Source organism: Pseudomonas paraeruginosa PA7, from assembly GCF_000017205.1.
GTDB classification, from domain to species: Bacteria; Pseudomonadota; Gammaproteobacteria; order Pseudomonadales; family Pseudomonadaceae; genus Pseudomonas; species Pseudomonas paraeruginosa.
This window is the reverse complement of the sequence record NC_009656.1, coordinates 5,215,973-5,233,314: the sequence shown is the minus strand read 5'-3', so window position 1 is coordinate 5,233,314 and position 17,342 is coordinate 5,215,973. Positions and strand designations below refer to the sequence as shown.

Genomic DNA, 17,342 nt, shown 5'->3' with positions numbered 1-17,342 from the left:
AAATGGTGGATGTGGCGAGCCTCGGAACACGACTGCTGCGGATCCTCCTGGGTCTGTGCGCCCTGGTGCTGGTGCTGCTGGCGCTGTATGTCAGCCTTGGGCGGCAACTGGTGCCGCTGGTGGCCGAGTACCGCCAGCAACTGGAGGACGAGGCCGGCAAGCAGCTCGGCATCCCGGTCCGTATCGCCGAGCTGAGCGGTAGCTGGCGTGGTTTCGAGCCCCTGGTGGTGGCGCGCGACATCCAGCTCGGCGAAGACCCGCAGGGCCTGCGCCTGGCGCGGGTCAGGGTGGTGCCGGACCTGCTCGGCAGCCTGCTGGCGCGCCAGGCGCGGATCGCCAGCCTGGAGCTTGAAGGGCTGAAACTGACCCTGCGCGAAGGCGCCGACGGCCAGTGGAGCCTGGACGGCCTGCCACGGAGCGACAAGCCGAGCGATCCGCGGCAACTCCTCAACTTCCTGTTGCAGACCCAGCGCATCTCGTTGCTCGACAGCCAGTTGGAAGTGGCGCCGCGTGGGCGGAAGACGCTGTCCCTGAGCGCGCTCGGCGCGACCCTGCGCAGTTCATCCGTTGCCGGACAGCGCCTCGATGCCCGCCTGACGCTGCCGGATGGCCAGCCCCTGGCGCTGCACGCCGAAGGCCGGATCAAGCCCGAGGACTGGTTGCGCAGCAACGCCCGGGTCTATCTCGGCCTGCCGCAGAGCGACTGGGCGCAGTGGCTGCCGGCCGGCCTGACGGGGGAGTGGAAGATCGCACGGGCCAAGGCCGGCGGCGATTTCTGGTTCGACTGGCGCGACGGTAAGGCGCAACGGCTGGTGGCGCGGCTGCTGGCGCCGCAGCTGAAGGCGTCGTACGCCGCGCGCCAGCCGGTGGAAATCAACGACCTGGGCATGAATCTGTTCTTCGATCGCGAGGCGCAGGGCTGGAAGGTCCGCGTTGGCGATCTCGCGGCGAATTTCGGCGAGCAGCGCTGGGGCGAAGTGGAGCTGCTGTTGCGTCGCGACCAGCAGCAGAACGAGTCGCACTGGAAGCTGCAGGCCGACCGCGTCGACCTGACGCCCCTGGTGCCGGCGATAGAAGCGCTGGCGCCATTGCCGGACGCGGCGGCGGAGTGGATGGCGGGCCTGAAGCCGAAGGGCGTCCTGCACAACCTGAACGCCGACTTCTGGCCGCAGCGAGCGCTGCCCGAGCGGGTCAGCTACGCGACCAACCTGGAAAAGGTCGGTATCTCGGCGTTCCACGAAGTCCCGGCGGTGGAAAACGTCAGCGGCACGCTGACCGGCACCCTGGCCGGAGGCCAGCTCGACGCGTCGGCGCAGGATTTCATGCTGCACCTGGCCAAGGTGTTTCCCGAACCGTGGCGTTACCGCGAGGCCCGCACGCGGATGTTCTGGAGCCTGGACGAGCGGGCCTTCACCCTCGGCAGCCACCTGATGCGGGTCGAGGGCGAGGAGGGCAGCCTGGCCGGCGACATGCTGATCCGTCTGATGCGTGATCCCGGCGCTGAAGATTACATGGACCTGCAGGTCGGCCTCAGCGACGGCGACGCGCGCTTCACCGCCAAGTACCTGCCGACCCGGTTGCCGGGGATGAACAAGAGCCTGGCGAACTGGCTGAAGACCGCGATCCGCGGCGGCCACGTCGACCAGGGCTATTTCCAGTGGCAGGGCTCGCTGAACCGCGGGGCGGCGCCCGAGGCCCATGTGATGAACCTGTATTTCAAGGTCCGCGACGGTGAACTGGCCTACCAGCCCGGCTGGCCCGCCCTGAGCAAAACGGTCGGCGAGGTGTTCGTCGAGGACTCCGGGGTCCGCGTGCTGGCCTCCGGCGGGAACCTGCTGAACTCCCGGGTCAGCGATGTCAAGGTCGACATACCTCTCGGCCGTCCGGGGCAGACGCCGCACCTGTATGTGGATGGCGCCGTCGACAGCAACCTGAAGGACGGGATCAAGCTGCTCCAGGAAGCGCCGATCCCGACCCGCAAGATCTTCGCCGGCTGGGAGGGCGACGGGCCTTTGCAGGGCAACCTGAAGCTGGATATTCCGCTGGACCACGACGAGGCCGGCAAGACCGGGGTGGTCGTGGATTTCTCCACCGTGGGCGCGACCCTGAAGATGCCCAGTCCGAAACTGGATATGAGCGAAGTGAAGGGCGACTTCCGCTTCGACCTGGCCAAGGGCCTGAGCGCGCCGGCGGTGCAGGCGCGGGTGCTGGGCAGCGAGGTACGCGGGCGAATCGTCGCCGAGGGGCGCGGCGATGCGCGCACGCGCTTGCTGCTCAACGGCCAGGTGGCGGTCAGATCGCTGAGCGACTGGCTCGGCGCTGGCCAGCGTCCCTTGCCGGTCTCGGGGCGCCTGCCGTACCAGCTCAACCTGCTGCTGGATGGCAAGGACAGCCAGTTGCAGGTCAATTCGGACCTCAAGGGCGCCGTGGTCGACCTGCCGGCGCCGTTCGGCAAGACGGCCGCCCAGGCGCGGCCGACCGAGTGGCGGATGACCCTGGATGGCGCCGAGCGGCGTTACTGGGCGCGCTACGACGGCCTCGCCAGCCTGGCCTATGCGGCCCCGGCGGACAAGCCGCTGAACGGACGCGGCGCCCTGCGCCTGGGCGGTGATCCGGCGTTGCTGCCCTCGGCGCCCGGATTGCGGGTGCGCGGGCGCCTGGCGGAGCTGGACTGGGACGCCTGGCAGGCGACACTCAAGCGCTACGCCGGCGGCGGCCAGGCCGGCGCAGCTGGCGGCGTGCTGCGCGGAGCCGAACTGCGCATCGACAGCTTCAAGGGCTTCGGCCAGCAACTGAAGAACCTCACCGTCGATCTGGCGCGCCAGGAGCGGGCTTGGCAACTGGTACTGGTCAGCGACCTCGCCTCGGGCCGGGTGGTCCTGCCGGATGCCCGGGGCGTGCCGATCATGGTCGATCTCGACCGCCTGAACCTGCCGAAAACGACGCTGCCCGACGAGGACAAGATGCAGGACACGGACCCGCTGGCCGCCGTCGACCCGCGCAGCCTGCCGGCGGTGGACGTGAAGATCGGCCAGGTCGCCCTCGGCGGCCAGCCGCTGGGCGCCTGGAGCCTGAAAGTGCGGCCGGGCAGCAACGGCGTGGCGTTCAACGACCTGGACCTCGACCTGCGTGGCTTGCACGTCAACGGCAGCCTGCGCTGGGACGGCAGTCCGGGCAATACCCGCAGCACCTACCAGGGCCGGATCGAGGGCAAGAACCTGGCGGATGTGCTCAAGGCCTGGAATTTCGCGCCGAGCGCCACCAGCGAGCGTTTCCGCATGGATATCAACGGCCAGTGGCCTGGATCGCCGGCCTACATGGCCCTGAAACGCTTCAGCGGCAGCATGGATGCATCGCTGCGCAAGGGCCAGTTCGTCGAGGTCGAGGGGGGCGCCCAGGCGCTGCGGGTGTTCGGCCTGCTCAACTTCAACGCGATCAACCGCCGCCTGCGCCTGGATTTCTCGGACATCCTCGGCAAGGGCCTGAGCTATGACCGGGTGAAGGGGGTCCTCTCCGCCACCGACGGCGTCTACATCACCCGCGAGCCGCTGAAGCTGGAAGGGCCTTCGAGCAACCTGGAGTTGAACGGTACCCTGGACCTGGCTCACGATCGGGTCGACGCCAAGCTGCTGGTGACCCTGCCACTGACCAACAACCTGACCCTGGCGGCACTGATAGTCGGCGGTCCGGCGGTCGGTGGCGCGGTCTTCGTCGTAGACAAGCTGCTCGGCGACCGGGTCTCGCGTTTCGCCAGCGTGCAATACAGCGTCAAGGGCCCCTGGCAGGACCCGAAGATCAGTTTCGACAAGCCATTCGAGAAGCCCCGCTGAGCGCCGTCCGGTGCTGCGCCGGGGCGTTCTCGCCCGCGTGGAGGAACGCATGTCCATTGCCGTGATCCAGATGGTCAGCCAGGACGACGTGATGGCCAACCTGGCCGCCGCCCGTCGGCTGCTCGAAGAGGCCGCCGAGGGCGGCGCGCGCCTCGTCGTGTTACCGGAGAACTTCGCCGCCATGGGCCGCCGTGACCTCGCCGAACTCGGTCGGGCCGAGGCACGGGGGGAGGGGCCGATCCTGCCCTGGTTGAATTCCACCGCCCGCGACCTCAGGTTGTGGATAGTCGCCGGCACGCTGCCGCTGCCGCCCGAAGGCCAGCCCGAGGCGAAGGCGAATGCCTGTTCGCTGCTGTTCGACGAACATGGCGAGCGGGTCGCCCGCTACGACAAGCTGCACCTGTTCGACGTGGATGTAGCCGATGCGCGGGGCCGCTACCGTGAATCCGACGACTATGCTTTTGGTCAGAAGATCGTGGTGGCGGATACGCCGGTCGGTCGCCTGGGCCTGACGGTCTGCTACGACCTGCGTTTTCCGGAGCTCTATACCGCGCTGCGCGAGGCCGGCGCGGAGCTGATCACGGCGCCGTCGGCATTCACCGCGGTGACCGGTGCGGCGCACTGGCAAGTGCTGGTCCGCGCGCGCGCCATCGAGACCCAGTGCTACCTGCTGGCGGCCGGGCAGGGCGGCGTTCATCCGCGGGGCCGCGAGACGTTCGGTCACTCGGCGATCGTCGATCCCTGGGGACGGGTCCTGGCCGAGCGGCCGCAGGGCGAAGCGGTGCTGCTGGCGGCGCGCGACGCCGCAGAACAGGCGGATATCCGTCGGCGCATGCCGGTGGTGGCGCACAGACGATTTTTCCCGCCGGCCGAACCACGGCCGGCGCGTACGGAGTGAATATGAGCGAGTTGTTGTCATCCGTCAGCCAGCAGTTGCTGGCCCCCGGTGGTCTGGAGCTGGACAGCCTGCCCGGTATCCTGCATGAACTGAGCGGCCCCGGCGTCGATGCCGCCGATCTGTATTTCCAGAGCCAGGTCTCCGAGTCGTGGATGCTCGAGGACGGCATCGTCAAGGAAGGCAGCTTCAATCTCGACCAGGGCGTCGGGGTGCGTGCGCAGTCGGGCGAGAAGACCGGCTTCGCCTACAGCAACGCGATCACCGGCGAGGCGCTGAAGCAGGCCGCCCAGGCGGCCCGCTCGATTTCCCGGGCGGGACAGAACGGCAGCGTGCAGGCGTTCAAGGCCGTGCTGCCGGCTCGCCTGTACGCCGGGGAGAACCCGCTGGACGTGCTCAGCCGCGCCGAGAAGGTCGAGTTGCTGAAGAAGATCGATGCCGCGACCCGCGCCCTCGACCCGCGCATCCAGCAGGTCACGGTGAGCATGGCCGGGGTCTGGGAGCAGATCCTGGTCGCCGCCAGCGACGGTTCGCTGGCCGCCGACATCCGTCCGCTGGTGCGTTTCAATGTCAGCGTGATCGTCGAGCAGAACGGCCGCCGCGAGCGTGGCGGCCACGGCGGCGGAGGACGTACCGACTACCGCTACTTCCTCCAGGAAGACCGCGCCATGGGCTACGCCCGCGAGGCCCTGCGCCAGGCGCTGGTCAACCTCGAGGCGATTCCCGCGCCGGCCGGTACCCTGCCGGTGGTCATGGGCGCCGGCTGGTCGGGGGTACTGCTGCACGAGGCGGTAGGCCACGGCCTGGAGGGCGACTTCAATCGCAAGGGCAGTTCCGCCTACAGCGGCCGGGTCGGCGAGAAGGTCGCCTCGAGCCTGTGCACCATCGTCGACGATGGCACCCTGGCCGGGCGCCGCGGCTCGTTGAGCGTCGACGACGAAGGCACGCCGAGCAACTGCAACGTGCTGATCGAGAACGGCGTGCTCAAGGGCTACATGCAGGACAAGCTCAACGCCCGCCTGATGGGCGTGGCGCGGACCGGCAATGGTCGTCGCGAGTCCTACGCGCACCTGCCGATGCCGCGCATGACCAACACCTACATGCTGGCAGGCGAGAGCGATCCGCAGGAGATCATCGCCTCGGTGGAGAAGGGCATCTACTGCGCCAACCTCGGCGGCGGCCAGGTGGACATCACCAGCGGCAAGTTCGTGTTCTCCACCAGCGAGGCCTACCTGATCGAGAACGGCAGGATCACCACCCCGGTGAAGGGCGCGACCCTGATCGGCAATGGCCCGGAGGCGATGAGCCGGGTCTCGATGGTCGGCAACGACCTGGCGCTGGACAGTGGCGTGGGGACCTGCGGGAAGGACGGTCAGTCGGTGCCGGTCGGCGTCGGCCAGCCGACCCTGAAGATCGATGCGATCACCGTCGGCGGTACCGGCGCCTGAGGCATGGCCCAGAGGCCGGCGTTGCGGGACCTAGCGCAAGCCGCGCTTGGTCTCGTCCAGCTCGCGGATGTACTTGAACACCTTGCGCGCGGCGGCCGGCGGCTTGTTGTGCGCGGCTTCGTGCTGGGCATGGCGGACCAGGCTGCGCAGATGCTGGCGGTCGCAGTCGGGGAATTCGCCGACGAAGGCGTCGAGCGCGGCGTCGCCGCCGGCGATCAACTGGTCGCGCCAGCGTTCGAGGGCGTGGAAGCGTTCGTTGTACTGGCGGGTGGAGGTGTCCACCTGCTCGATGAGGGCGACGATGGCGTCCACGTCCTGGTCGCGCATCAGCTTGCCGATGTACTGGATATGTCGCTTGCGGGCGATGTGCGCCTTGTGTTTCGGCGCGTCGAGCACGGCCTTGCGCAGCGGGTCGGTCAGCGGCAGGCGCTCCAGCAACTGCGGTTGCAGGGTGGTCAGGCGTTCGCCGAGGTCCTGCAGGGCATGCAGCTCGCGTTTGATCTGCGACTTGCTCTTCTCTTCGAATTGCGCGTCGTCGTCGTGAAATTCAGCCATGGTGGTGGTCCAGTGGAAAACGCCGCCATGATAACGAGTCAGGGGCCGCTTGTCCGGCCCGGCCGCGTAGGCGGCCATGTCTACAGGAGAACCAACAGATGAGTCTACATGCCGCGGCAGTCGGTCCCGCCGTTCTTCCGGACCTTCGCGAGCAGGTCGAGCAGATCATCGCCGAGGCCCGCCGCCAGGGCGCCAGTGCCTGCGAAGTGGCGGTATCGCTGGAGCAGGGGCTGTCCACCAGCGTGCGCCAGGGCGAGGTGGAAACCGTCGAGTTCAACCGCGACCAGGGTTTCGGCATCACCCTCTACGCCGGCCAGCGCAAAGGCTCGGCGAGCACTTCGGCGACCGGCGAGGCGGCTATCCGCGAAACCGTGGCGGCGGCGTTGGCGATCGCCCGGCACACCTCCGAGGATGACTGCGCCGGCCTCGCCGACGCGGCGCTGATGGCCCGTGAATTGCCGGAACTGGATCTCTACCATCCCTGGAGCCTGACTCCCGAGCAGGCCGTGGAGCGTGCCCTGGCCTGCGAGGCGGCGGCGTTCGCCGCCGACAGGCGGGTGACCAAGGCCGACGGGACCACCCTGAATACCCATCAGGGCTGTCGGGTCTACGGTAACAGCCACGGCTTCATCGGAGGCTATGCCAGCACCCGACACAGCCTCAGTTGCGTGATGATCGCCGAGGGCGAGGGGCAGATGCAGCGCGACTACTGGTACGACGTCAATCGTCGCGGCGAGGCCTTGGCCAGCGCCGAGTCCATCGGCCGGCGCGCCGCCGAGCGCGCCGCCAGCCGCCTGGGCGCCCGCCCGGTACAGACCGCGGAAGTCCCGGTGCTGTTCGCCCCGGAAATCGCCGTCGGCCTGTTCGGCCATTTCCTCGGGGCAATTTCCGGTGGCAGCCTGTACCGCAAGTCGTCGTTCCTCGAAGGTGCGCTGGGCCAGCGTCTGTTCCCCGAATGGCTGAGCATCGACGAGCGTCCGCACCTGGTCGGTGCGCTCGGCAGCGCCAGCTTCGATAGCGACGGCCTGGCCACCTACGCCAAGCCCTTCGTGGAGAGCGGCGAGCTGGTCTCCTATGTGCTGGGTACCTACTCCGGGCGCAAGCTCGGCCTGCCGAGCACAGCCAACGCCGGTGGCGTGCACAACCTCTTCGTCAGCCATGGCGACGAGGACCAGGCCGCCCTGCTTCGACGCATGGGGCGCGGCCTGCTGGTCACCGAGTTGATGGGGCAGGGGGTCAACCTGGTGACCGGCGACTACTCCCGTGGCGCTGCCGGCTACTGGGTGGAGAACGGCGAGATCCAGTTCCCGGTGCAGGAAGTCACCATTGCCGCCAACCTGCGCGACCTGTTCCGCCGCATCGTCGCGATCGGCAAGGACGTGGAGGGACGCGGCAACCTGCACACCGGTTCGGTGCTTGTCGAGTCGATGATGGTTGCCGGCCGCTGACCCCCCGCCCCAGCTTCTTCCGAACGCCAGCGCCTGTCGCTGGCGTTTTGCTTTGCGCCTGATCGATTGCCGGGTTCTATCGGTCCCATGGCTTGTGTTTTGGAAAGAAGAAAACAATAATCAATCTCATTATCGTCTAGTGAGGTTGCCATGTCCGTCGAGACGCACGACCCGGAAGCACTGGATCACTGGTACTGGCTGGGCATGCAGATCCGCTGCGCGCTCGCTCCCGACGAACCGCGCCTGCTCGACCAGTACTTCGGCGAGGCTCGCTATCTCGCCGGCTGGGAAGGCATGGCCGCCTGGCCACTGTTCGAGAAGACCTACAACCTCCTGCTCGCTACCGGTCGCGATCCGGCATTGCCCTGGCACTGGCGCAGCCTCTGTCTCGACTACGCCTACCGGCCCCTCTGCGAACTGCAGCGACTGACCACCAACGGCAGCCAGCGTCGCCGGCTGCGCCAGCTCTCGGTACGGATGGCCAGGCAAGACCTGGTGCCGTCGATGAGCTTCGATCATCCGCAACAAGGAAACCAAGATGACTGATACCTGCATCGAACGCGACAGCATGGGCGAACTGGCGGTCCCGGCGACCGCCCTCTATGGCGCCCAGACCCAGCGCGCGGTGAACAACTTCCCGGTCAGCGGCCAGCGCATGCCGCAGGCCTTCGTCCGTGCCCTGCTGCTGGCCAAGGCCGCGGCGGCGCGGGCCAACGTCTCCCTGCAGCAACTGGACGCACCGATGGGCGAGGCGATCGCCGAGGCCTGCCTGCAATTGCTCCAGGAAGATTTCATGCAGCACTTCCCGGTGGACGTGTTCCAGACCGGCTCCGGTACCAGTTCCAACATGAATGCCAACGAAGTGGTGGCGACCCTGGCCAGCCGGCGCCTGGGCGACAAGGTCGATCCGAACGACCATGTGAATCGCGGGCAGAGCAGCAACGACATCATCCCGTCGACCATCCACATCAGCGCCGCCCTCGAGATCGGCGAACGCCTGCTGCCGGCGTTGCGCCACCTGGAGCAGACCATCGAGCGCAAGGCCGGCGAAGTGCACGCCTACGTGAAAACCGGGCGCACCCACTTGATGGACGCCATGCCGGTGCGCATGAGCCAGGTGCTCGGCGGCTGGGCGCAGCAGGTCCGGCAGGCCGCCGGACATATCGAGGGCGTGTTGCCGGCCTTGCAGCAACTGGCCCAGGGCGGCACCGCGGTGGGAACCGGGATCAACGCCCATCCGCAGTTCGCCGAGCGCTTCAGCCAGGAGCTGAACGACCTGACCGGCCTGGCGTTCCGTCCCGGCGACGACTTCTTCGCCCTGATCGGTTCGCAGGACACCGCGGTCGCCACGTCCGGCCAACTGAAGACCCTCGCCGTGACACTGATGAAGCTGGCCAACGATCTGCGCTGGATGAACTCCGGCCCGCTCGCCGGGCTCGGCGAGATCGAGCTGGAAGCGTTGCAGCCGGGTTCCTCGATCATGCCCGGCAAGGTCAACCCGGTGATCCCCGAGGCCACCGCCATGGTCGCCGCCCAGGTGATCGGCAACGACGCCGCCATCGCCGTCGCCGGCCAGTCGGGCAACTTCGAACTGAACGTGATGCTGCCGCTGGTGGCCGACAACCTGCTGCACAGCATCCAGCTGCTGGCCAATGCCAGCCGCCTGCTGGCGGACAAGGCCATCGCCAGCTTCAAGGTCAACCAGGCTAGGCTCGGCGAGGCGCTGGCGCGCAATCCGATCCTGGTCACCGCGTTGAATCCGATCATCGGTTACCAGAAGGCCGCGGAGATCGCCAAGCAGGCCTATCGCGAAGCCCGGCCGATCATCGATGTGGCACTGGAAAACACCGACCTGGACCGCGCGCGCCTGGAGGCGCTGCTCGATCCGGAGAAACTCACGGCCGGCGGCCTCTGAGGCCGCCCCAGTACTGGAGGTCCCGGCCATGCGTCATTGGCAACGTACGATCGAACAGGGCAACCGCTGCTTCGTCACCGGCGCATTGATCGATGCGCGCGAGCACTATCTCCACGCCCTGGCGCTGGCCCAGGTCCTGCTGGAGCGCTGGGGCGATCCGGACGAGGCGGTGATGGCGTTCGTCATCTCCCATCACAACCTGGCCGACCTGCATCTGCAACTGGAGCAGCCGGAGGAGACCGCCGAGTACCTCTGCGCCTGCCACGAGCGCCTGCTGCGGGTCAGCGCCGACCAGAAGCTGCCGCAGGCCCTGCGCCTGGCGGCCCAGCATCATAGCCGGCGTACCTATGTCGAACTGCTGTCGTTCATCGGCGAGCACGGCGCCTATCCACGCACCGAGCGCCTGCTCAAGGGACCGCCGAATGCGGAAGTCCGCCCCGAGTTCCTCGCTCCGCCCCCCTCACTTCGCTATCACTGACGGAGAGTTTCCATGCCGCATGCATTGCCAGCCTTGCCCTATGCCTACGATGCCCTGGAACCGCACATCGATGCGCTGACCATGGAGATTCACCACAGCAAGCACCACCAGACCTACGTGAACAACCTGAACGCCGCGCTGGAAGGCACGCCCTACGCCGGGCAGCCGGTGGAAAGCCTGCTGCTGCAACTGGCCGGGCTGCCGGAGAACCTGCGCCCGGCGGTAATCAACAACGGTGGCGGGCATGCCAACCATTCGCTGTTCTGGACGGTGATGTCGCCCGAGGGTGGTGGCCATCCGGAGGGAGATCTGGCGCGGGCCATCGACCAGGAACTCGGCGGCTTCGAAGCGTTCAGGGAGGCCTTCACCAAGGCCGCGCTGACCCGCTTCGGCAGCGGCTGGGCCTGGCTCAGCGTGACCCCGCAGGGCAGGCTGCTGGTGGAAAGCAGCGGTAACCAGGACAGCCCGCTGATGAACGGCAACACGCCGATCCTCGGCCTGGATGTCTGGGAACATGCCTATTACCTGAAGTACCAGAACCGCCGCCCGGAATACATCGGCGCGTTCTACAACGTGATCGACTGGCGGGAGGTCGCGCGTCGCTATGCGCAGGCTCTGGCCCGCTGATGTCCGTGAAGGAGGGTGGGCGCGGCTGCGGCGCTGCCCCGGTGTGGCCCGTGTCGCGGAGGTGCGATGAAAGCCTTGCTGCATAGCATCGCCGAGGGCCATGCCCGGCCCCTGCGCAACCTGCTTGGCCTGCTGATCTTCATCGGTGGCGGCTATCTGCTCGGTCGCCACGCGCTGTTGCTGGCCGAACTCAACCTCCCGGCACCCGTCGTGCTGGCGCTGAAGGGCGGCCTGCTGTGCGCCTTCGGTACCGCTCTGGGGGCGATGCCGGTGCTGGTGGTAAGGACCATGCCGGCGCGCCTGTCGGATGCGCTGCTGGGATTCGGCGCCGGGGTGATGCTGTCGGCGACGGCCTTTTCGCTGATCATGCCGGCGCTTTCCGCGGCCGGCGACCTCGGCTACTCCAGGTTCGGCGCCGGTTTCCTGGTCAGCCTCGGCCTGGCCCTGGGCGTCATGGGGCTGTTCGTCCTCGGTCGGCTGATGCCGGACGTGCATCCCGGCCGCGAGGGCGCGCCCCTGTCCGGCGGGATCCCTCCGCGCATCCTGCTGTTCGTCACGGCGATCGTCCTGCACAACATCCCTGAAGGCATGGCGGTTGGCGTCTCGGCCGGGGCCGGCCTGGACGAGGCCAACGGCCTGGCCCTGGGCATCGCCCTGCAGGACGTGCCGGAAGGGCTGGTGGTGGCGCTGGTGCTGGCCGGGGTCGGCATGTCGCGGTTCAAGGCGATGCTGGTCGGCGCCGCGTCTGGCCTGGTCGAGCCGCTGTTCGCCGTGCTCTGCGCCTGGCTCGTCGGTCTCTCCGCGCTGCTCCTGCCCTGGGGCCTTGCGGCGGCGGGGGGGGCAATGCTCTTCGTGGTCACCCACGAGATCATTCCCGAGTCCCATCGCCAGGGGCATGCCGCCGAGGCCACGCTGGGCCTGGTGTTCGGTTTCTGCCTGATGATGGTGCTGGATACCGCGCTGGGCTAGTTGCCGAGCGGAAGGGATGTCTAGTCCTGAAATAGGTTTACACCTGCTCAGGACTGGGCAAGGTCAGTTCGCCTTTTTCGATCTGATCAACGACGGCCAATTTAAAAGACAGTGAGTAATCTCGCTGTGTGCGCTTTACACCTTGCTTCATCTAGCTCTCCGGAGAATCGGCATGGGAGGTGTAAACCTTATTCAGGACGGGACAGAGGAAACGAAAAAGCCGCCAGTTGGCGGCTTTTTTCTTCAGTGGCGGAAGAGAGGCTATTCGCCTTCGTCGAAGCGGTTGTTGACCGCTTCGCATGCTTTGGTTCAGCTTGTAAAGTGTTGAATTGTAAAGGTTTTATTGGATATTTGCCCTTATTTGGGTTAAATATCTATCCCTGGTGTGGACGATTTGTGGACACTATCCGCTCGCACCTGCTTCATTCCTTCACAATTCCTTTCACAGTGTGAAACGGCCCCTGGGCTCGCCAGGCCCAGCAGGGGCGCGCCCTGGAGGCTTGGTTTCATTGCACCCCGGGTTTCACGATTTCCACGACACACGGCCCGTCGGCGGGAGGGGGATAAGTGCGTTTTGGCCGCGAATTTTTTGGCGGCCGGCATTTTTTCGAAGCCTGTTGGTTCGGTGTGTATGGTGTGCATTAAAGGTTGGATAGTGTGATTTAAGTGTGTATAATACACACCAAGGATCGCAGTCGGAGGATTGGATGCGGAGTAGGGAAGTGATTGATTTGCTGTTGGAGGATGGCTGGTATGAAGTGGCGGTGAAAGGTAGCCACCACCAGTTCAAACATCCTTCAAAGCCTGGAAAGGTGACGGTTCAACATCCGTCCTCGACGATACCGAAAGGAACCCTGAACAACATACTGAAACAAGCCGGCCTCAAGTGAGGCCGGTCAATCTCACGGAGTAGAGCCATGAAATTCCCCGTGGTGTTACACAAAGACCCTGATTCTGACTATGGCGTGACTGTGCCCGATGTGCCGGGTTGCTTCTCTGCCGGCGCTACGGTGTCCGAGGCCCTGGCCAATGTAGAAGAGGCGCTGGCCTTGCACTTCGAAGGCTTGGTTACGGACGGCGAAGAGCTACCCCAGCCGCAGGACGTTGACGCCCATATGAAGAATCCGGACTTCGAAGGTGGCGTATGGGCGGTGGTTGACTTCGACGTGACCCCGTACCTGGGCAAGGCCGTACGCTTTAATGCGACGCTCCCGGAACACCTTCTGCAGCGGATCGATGAGCGCGTGAAGGTGGATAAGCGCTATCAGTCTCGGTCGGGCTTTCTGGCAACAGCGGCGATGCGCGAACTGTCAGTGGCGTGACCTACGCCAGGATCGAAAAGCCCGCCATCTGGCGGGCTTTTGCTATGCGGTGATCGGCTTCAGTTTCGCGGCCAGGTTGGCCGCCTGGGCCGCGTCGGCGGTGAAGTCGCCGGCGTTCGTCGGTGGTCCTACTGGCGGGTGGACGTGCCCGGCCAGCTGGTTGTTCATCTGCTCCACCAGGTCGAGCAGGTCGCACAGCACTTGCAGGACGTTCACGCCCGCGGATCCGACCCAGGTCGTCGGCGCCTGCAGGCGCTGGGCGACGGCCGCCACGCTCCGGCGCATTCCCTGGATACGTTCGTCCATGTCGGCGCCGATGGTGGCGTTGTAGCGCTGGCTGGCAACCAGGTTCAGGTCGCGCCCGGTGGCCTGGTGTAGATCGTCCACGGCGGCCAGGCTGGCGGATCCGCCGGATAACAGCTTGAGCGCACCCAGCGCCTCGATCCGCTTGACTCCGCCCACCTGCTCGGTCGCGTGGTCCTCGATCTCGACTCGGCTACCTTGGTAGCGCTCGACGTTCTCCAGGGCCTCTACCTCGCGCTCCATGGCCTGATCGCGGATCCGCCCGTCCGTCTGCCTCGTCCAGTTTCCCGCGCCGTCTACGCGCTGCAGAACGGCTTCGCTGTGCTGCCACAGCTGATCCTCTTTCGGCAGCTTCGGCAGGCTCTGGCCGTGGGGCAGTATCTGCAAAATGAACGGCTTGTTCGGCAGGCCGTAGGCGAAACCCACCACCACCATGCTGCCTTCCTCGGGGAACGCCAGGAACCCGCGTTCGCCGCCGCCGTTCGGCAGCGGTAGCGGGACGCCTGGCATGGGCGGCAATGCCGGGTCGGCCTCGCCGTTCACGTCCAGGATCTCCAGGTCCACGGCATAGCGCGGGCGGAACTCGTCGCAGATCCCGTTCGCTGCCGGTGGATCCGCCACGGCGATGACGCGGGCGAAGCGCGGCAGGTGGTAGCCGCCGGAGAGTTCGGGGAATTGACGCTCTACGATGCGGGTTACGGCTTCTTCCATTTGATGGCCATTTGAGTGCCGGTGAGCGTTACGGATGTGATGCGCTCGCCCTGGTTGATCGTGGCCCCGGGACGGATCCCGGGGAGTGCTGCGATGACGGCGGACTGCCGCCCCTGGTAGCTGTCGAACAGCTCGGCCTCTAGTTCGATGGGCGCCCGGGCGCCCCAGTAGCTGTCCGCCCAGCTGCCGGCGTAGACCTCGCCGTTGCCCTGCTGATGCCAGACGAAATCGGGGATGCCGAACACCCGGGCCAGGCTGTCCATGGCCTGGTAGCCGGCGGCGAGCGAGTAGAAGTAAGGGGCCTTCGTCCTGGAGTAGTCGGCGTCGGGGACGCGGAACGACAGCCCGGTCTGGCGGCTCACGTCCTCGAGGACCTCGCGCATATCGACGTGGCGTAGCCCCATCGGCAGGGGCTGGGCGAGGACGGCGGCCAGCTCGCGGCAGAACAGGACCTGTTCCGTCGCGTTCGCCGCGCTGCAGCGCTCGACGTAGCCCAGGAAGTGCCGCTGCAGCGGCCGGTCGTTGTAGCCAATGTCCAGGGCGACCAGGCCGCGTACCGGCTCCGCCGCCTTGATGGTGAACGACGCCCGCCCAGGCGTGCGCAGATCCAGGCGGACTTCGTCCTGGACCAGCGGCACGGCTTTGCCGTTGATGGTGAGCACCTGGTGAAGTTTCATCAGGCGCCCCCGATGGCGTCGTCTACGCGCTGCAGGATCTTTTCGAACCCGGTCAGCTCTTGGCCTGGCTTGCCGTCGCCGCCGGCGGCGGGATCCGCGACCGGCGCGCCGGCGCCGACCTGCTGCTGGACCGGTTTCCCGGGCCGGCGCGTCTCCACGCGCTCGGGGTTGGACAGCTGCTCGGTCAGGGTGAACTGGATCCGCCAGGCCCGCAGAATGTCATCTTCCCGGACACTGAGGTTGTCGCTGAACTGAACCTGGCGCACGCCGAACGCGGCCGCTGTCTGGTTCACCACCCGATAGGTGTGCAACTGGCCGCCGCCGGCGGTCGCCTCGGCCATCCGCACCAGCTCGACCAGGTGCACCTGGTCCACGTAGGGAATCATCAGGCTGACGGTCAGCCCCTTGGGCTTGAAGCCCTTGTGCGCCTTGGCCGTGTTGCTGGTCTGCCCGGACAGGTCAGCGCTTTCGATCCGCAGATTGGCCGTCACCTGCAGGCCCTTTCCATGGACCTGCTGGCCATCGAGGAGCAGCGTCATGGATCCAGCCCCACCAGCTCGCGCACGAACGCCAGGCCGGAGAGGGAGCCGACCAGTGCCAGGCCGGCGCACAGGACCCATTCGTGGCCCGGGGCCTCGCCCTGGAGCAGTTGCCGGCGCAGCTCGACGGCATTGCCCGGGCCGACCAGGCGGGCCTGCATCGTGCCGTCCGCCACGCCGTTGGCCAACTGCTCGCGCAGCGCCTGCAGTGCGTTGTCCTTGCTCGCCTGCAGTGCCTGCTTGCGCTGCGCCAGGGCGCCCAGCTCGGCCATGGGCGAACTGTCGGCGGTGTAGCCCTCCAGAACCGCCAACTGGCCGGACAGGCTCTGCTGGGCGGCGCGGGTGATGGTGCAGCGATCCAGCGGCAGGTCCTGCCAGCGCGGTCCGGGCGTGGTCCTGGGCATGATCCACTTTTCCAGTTCCAGGCGGGCCAGGCTCGCGGCGCGGCGCTCGGCGCGCTGCAGGTCAGGGACCGGCAGCAGGGCATTGAAGCGGGCCAGCGTCGCGGCCAACTGGTCGTAGCGGGTGCCGAGGAACAGCAGGACCAGGGCGTACTGTTCCTGGTCGTCGCGCTGCGGCTGCAGCAGCTTGTCGGCCAGTTGCTGCAGCAGGTTCGGCGCGGACAGGAATCGCTGGTTGCCCTGGCCTTGGCCGACGCCGGCGAGGAACGGCGTTACCGCGAGGCACGCCGGTACCTCGCCCAGTGTGCTGGCCATGGCGCTGCGCCCGGCTGTGATGGCCGCCTTGGCGGCGCCGGCGACCGGCCCCGGGTTGGTGGTGGCCAGGTCCTGGAGCCCGCGCAGGCGCTCGGCGGTGCCCGCCAGCTCGCCGCTGGCGAGCTGCTGGGCCGCGCCCAGGTCGTCCAGCCAGCGGGTCGTCTGTGCGGGCCAGCGCATGGTGACGGGTGCCCATGTCATGCCGGAATGCTCCAGGTGATCGCCTCCAGGCGTTCCAGATCCTGGGCGGCCAGGGCGGCGTCCAGTTCGTCCTGCAGGCGCTCGACCTGCTGCTGGCCAGCCTGGCGATGTTGCACCAGGTCCACGCCGACCTGGCGCAGTTGATTGGCCGTGTGGCGGCGCCACTCGCGGTTCTGCTCGCCGCCGGCGGCGCACGGATAGTCGGCGCTGATGCCCAGGGCGGCCAGGCTGGTGACGTTCATCTGATCGCTCAGGCTGCTTGCGTAGAAGTGCGGGTTGCCCAGGGCGCTGGAGTAGAAACCGCCGTCCAGGAACGCCTGGCCGGCGGCGCGGATCTCCAGGGTCTTCCGCTTGTGGGCGGCGGCGAGCAGGCCGGGCAGATCGTCTACCCAAGCGCCGTCCTTCCAGACCTGGTTCGGCCCGGGCTGCTGCAGGGTGTAGCCCTCGGGGAGCGGTTCCAGGCCCTGCAGCACCAGGGGCGAGCCGTCGCGGGTGCTGTAGGTGGTCACGCCGTCGAGCCAGTCCACCAGCTCCCAGTCGGATCCCGTCCAGCGTGCGCGCTTGCCCTTCGGCTCCTTCGGTGGGGCCAGTTGCACGCAACCGGCGGGAATCAGGAACACGCCGGGCTCCAGAGGCGATTCATCGGCGTCGGTGGGGCCGACGTACAGGCCCAGGGCGTTGGTTTGGTAAACGGTCAGGGTGGTCATG

Annotated in this window: 17 protein-coding genes; 11 read left to right on the top strand and 6 right to left on the bottom strand. The window is 67.2% G+C overall.

Annotated elements, in window-relative coordinates:
* The first annotated feature begins 2 nt into the window (after nucleotides 1-2).
* The 3 genes from PSPA7_RS24260 to tldD are packed head-to-tail and all read left to right on the top strand — an operon-like array spanning nucleotide 3 to nucleotide 6,173.
* Nucleotides 3-3,830 (top strand): YhdP family protein, encoded by a 3,828-nt coding sequence (locus PSPA7_RS24260; RefSeq protein WP_012077239.1) that lies wholly within the window; start codon nucleotides 3-5, stop codon nucleotides 3,828-3,830.
* A gap of 49 nt (nucleotides 3,831-3,879) precedes the next feature.
* Nucleotides 3,880-4,728 (top strand): carbon-nitrogen hydrolase family protein, encoded by an 849-nt coding sequence (locus PSPA7_RS24255; RefSeq protein WP_003156636.1) that lies wholly within the window; start codon nucleotides 3,880-3,882, stop codon nucleotides 4,726-4,728.
* A gap of 2 nt (nucleotides 4,729-4,730) precedes the next feature.
* Nucleotides 4,731-6,173 (top strand): metalloprotease TldD, encoded by a 1,443-nt coding sequence (gene tldD, locus PSPA7_RS24250; protein ID WP_012077237.1) that lies wholly within the window; start codon nucleotides 4,731-4,733, stop codon nucleotides 6,171-6,173.
* A 30-nt stretch (nucleotides 6,174-6,203) separates the two neighbouring features.
* Here the strand turns inward: tldD and yjgA are convergent, their stop codons facing one another.
* Nucleotides 6,204-6,728 (bottom strand): ribosome biogenesis factor YjgA, encoded by a 525-nt coding sequence (gene yjgA / locus PSPA7_RS24245; protein WP_003156633.1) that lies wholly within the window; start codon nucleotides 6,726-6,728, stop codon nucleotides 6,204-6,206.
* A gap of 98 nt (nucleotides 6,729-6,826) precedes the next feature.
* On the opposite strand from yjgA, the gene pmbA reads away from it, so the two are divergent.
* The 8 genes from pmbA to PSPA7_RS24210 all read left to right on the top strand — a co-directional run bounded on the left by pmbA (nucleotide 6,827) and on the right by PSPA7_RS24210 (nucleotide 13,487).
* Nucleotides 6,827-8,176 carry a metalloprotease PmbA gene (gene pmbA / locus PSPA7_RS24240; RefSeq protein WP_012077236.1) on the top strand — a complete coding sequence of 450 codons (1,350 nt, stop codon included), beginning with the start codon at nucleotides 6,827-6,829 and terminating at the stop codon, nucleotides 8,174-8,176.
* A gap of 150 nt (nucleotides 8,177-8,326) precedes the next feature.
* Entirely contained in the window at nucleotides 8,327-8,722 is a 396-nt protein-coding gene (locus tag PSPA7_RS24235) for a hypothetical protein (RefSeq protein ID WP_003155111.1), read from the top strand.
* Entirely contained in the window at nucleotides 8,715-10,091 is a 1,377-nt protein-coding gene (fumC, locus tag PSPA7_RS24230) for a class II fumarate hydratase FumC (RefSeq protein WP_012077235.1), read from the top strand. Before PSPA7_RS24235 ends, fumC begins: the two co-directional genes overlap by 8 nt.
* A gap of 28 nt (nucleotides 10,092-10,119) precedes the next feature.
* On the top strand, nucleotides 10,120-10,569 hold the full coding sequence (locus PSPA7_RS24225; protein ID WP_012077234.1) for a DUF2753 family protein: 450 nt from the start codon (nucleotides 10,120-10,122) through the stop codon (nucleotides 10,567-10,569).
* Between the two features lie 12 nt (nucleotides 10,570-10,581).
* Nucleotides 10,582-11,196: a superoxide dismutase gene (locus PSPA7_RS24220; protein ID WP_012077233.1), complete on the top strand. Its 615-nt coding sequence runs from the start codon at nucleotides 10,582-10,584 to the stop codon at nucleotides 11,194-11,196.
* Between the two features lie 66 nt (nucleotides 11,197-11,262).
* Nucleotides 11,263-12,165: a ZIP family metal transporter gene (locus tag PSPA7_RS24215; RefSeq protein WP_003155104.1), complete on the top strand. Its 903-nt coding sequence runs from the start codon at nucleotides 11,263-11,265 to the stop codon at nucleotides 12,163-12,165.
* A gap of 707 nt (nucleotides 12,166-12,872) precedes the next feature.
* Nucleotides 12,873-13,055 carry a type II toxin-antitoxin system HicA family toxin gene (locus PSPA7_RS31520; RefSeq protein WP_071534354.1) on the top strand — a complete coding sequence of 61 codons (183 nt, stop codon included), beginning with the start codon at nucleotides 12,873-12,875 and terminating at the stop codon, nucleotides 13,053-13,055.
* A 27-nt stretch (nucleotides 13,056-13,082) separates the two neighbouring features.
* Nucleotides 13,083-13,487 carry a type II toxin-antitoxin system HicB family antitoxin gene (locus PSPA7_RS24210; protein WP_012077229.1) on the top strand — a complete coding sequence of 135 codons (405 nt, stop codon included), beginning with the start codon at nucleotides 13,083-13,085 and terminating at the stop codon, nucleotides 13,485-13,487.
* A 42-nt stretch (nucleotides 13,488-13,529) separates the two neighbouring features.
* Here the strand turns inward: PSPA7_RS24210 and PSPA7_RS24205 are convergent, their stop codons facing one another.
* The 5 genes from PSPA7_RS24205 to PSPA7_RS24185 are packed head-to-tail and all read right to left on the bottom strand — an operon-like array spanning nucleotide 13,530 to nucleotide 17,341.
* A complete protein-coding gene (locus tag PSPA7_RS24205; RefSeq protein ID WP_012077228.1) occupies nucleotides 13,530-14,501 on the bottom strand; it encodes a hypothetical protein in 972 nt (323 codons plus the stop codon).
* The gene (locus PSPA7_RS24200) at nucleotides 14,486-15,178 is read right to left on the bottom strand and encodes a hypothetical protein (protein WP_012077227.1); all 693 of its coding nucleotides are present in this window, start codon (nucleotides 15,176-15,178) and stop codon (nucleotides 14,486-14,488) included. Before PSPA7_RS24200 ends, PSPA7_RS24205 begins: the two co-directional genes overlap by 16 nt.
* On the bottom strand, nucleotides 15,178-15,717 hold the full coding sequence (locus PSPA7_RS24195) for a baseplate complex protein (protein ID WP_012077226.1): 540 nt from the start codon (nucleotides 15,715-15,717) through the stop codon (nucleotides 15,178-15,180). Before PSPA7_RS24195 ends, PSPA7_RS24200 begins: the two co-directional genes overlap by 1 nt.
* A complete protein-coding gene (locus PSPA7_RS24190) occupies nucleotides 15,714-16,634 on the bottom strand; it encodes a hypothetical protein (RefSeq protein ID WP_012074128.1) in 921 nt (306 codons plus the stop codon). The genes PSPA7_RS24195 and PSPA7_RS24190 overlap by 4 nt, the downstream gene beginning before the upstream one ends.
* Nucleotides 16,631-17,341, bottom strand: a complete 711-nt coding sequence (locus PSPA7_RS24185; RefSeq protein WP_012074129.1) for a hypothetical protein — start codon at nucleotides 17,339-17,341, stop codon at nucleotides 16,631-16,633. The genes PSPA7_RS24190 and PSPA7_RS24185 overlap by 4 nt, the downstream gene beginning before the upstream one ends.
* Between the last annotated feature and the right edge of the window lies 1 nt (nucleotide 17,342).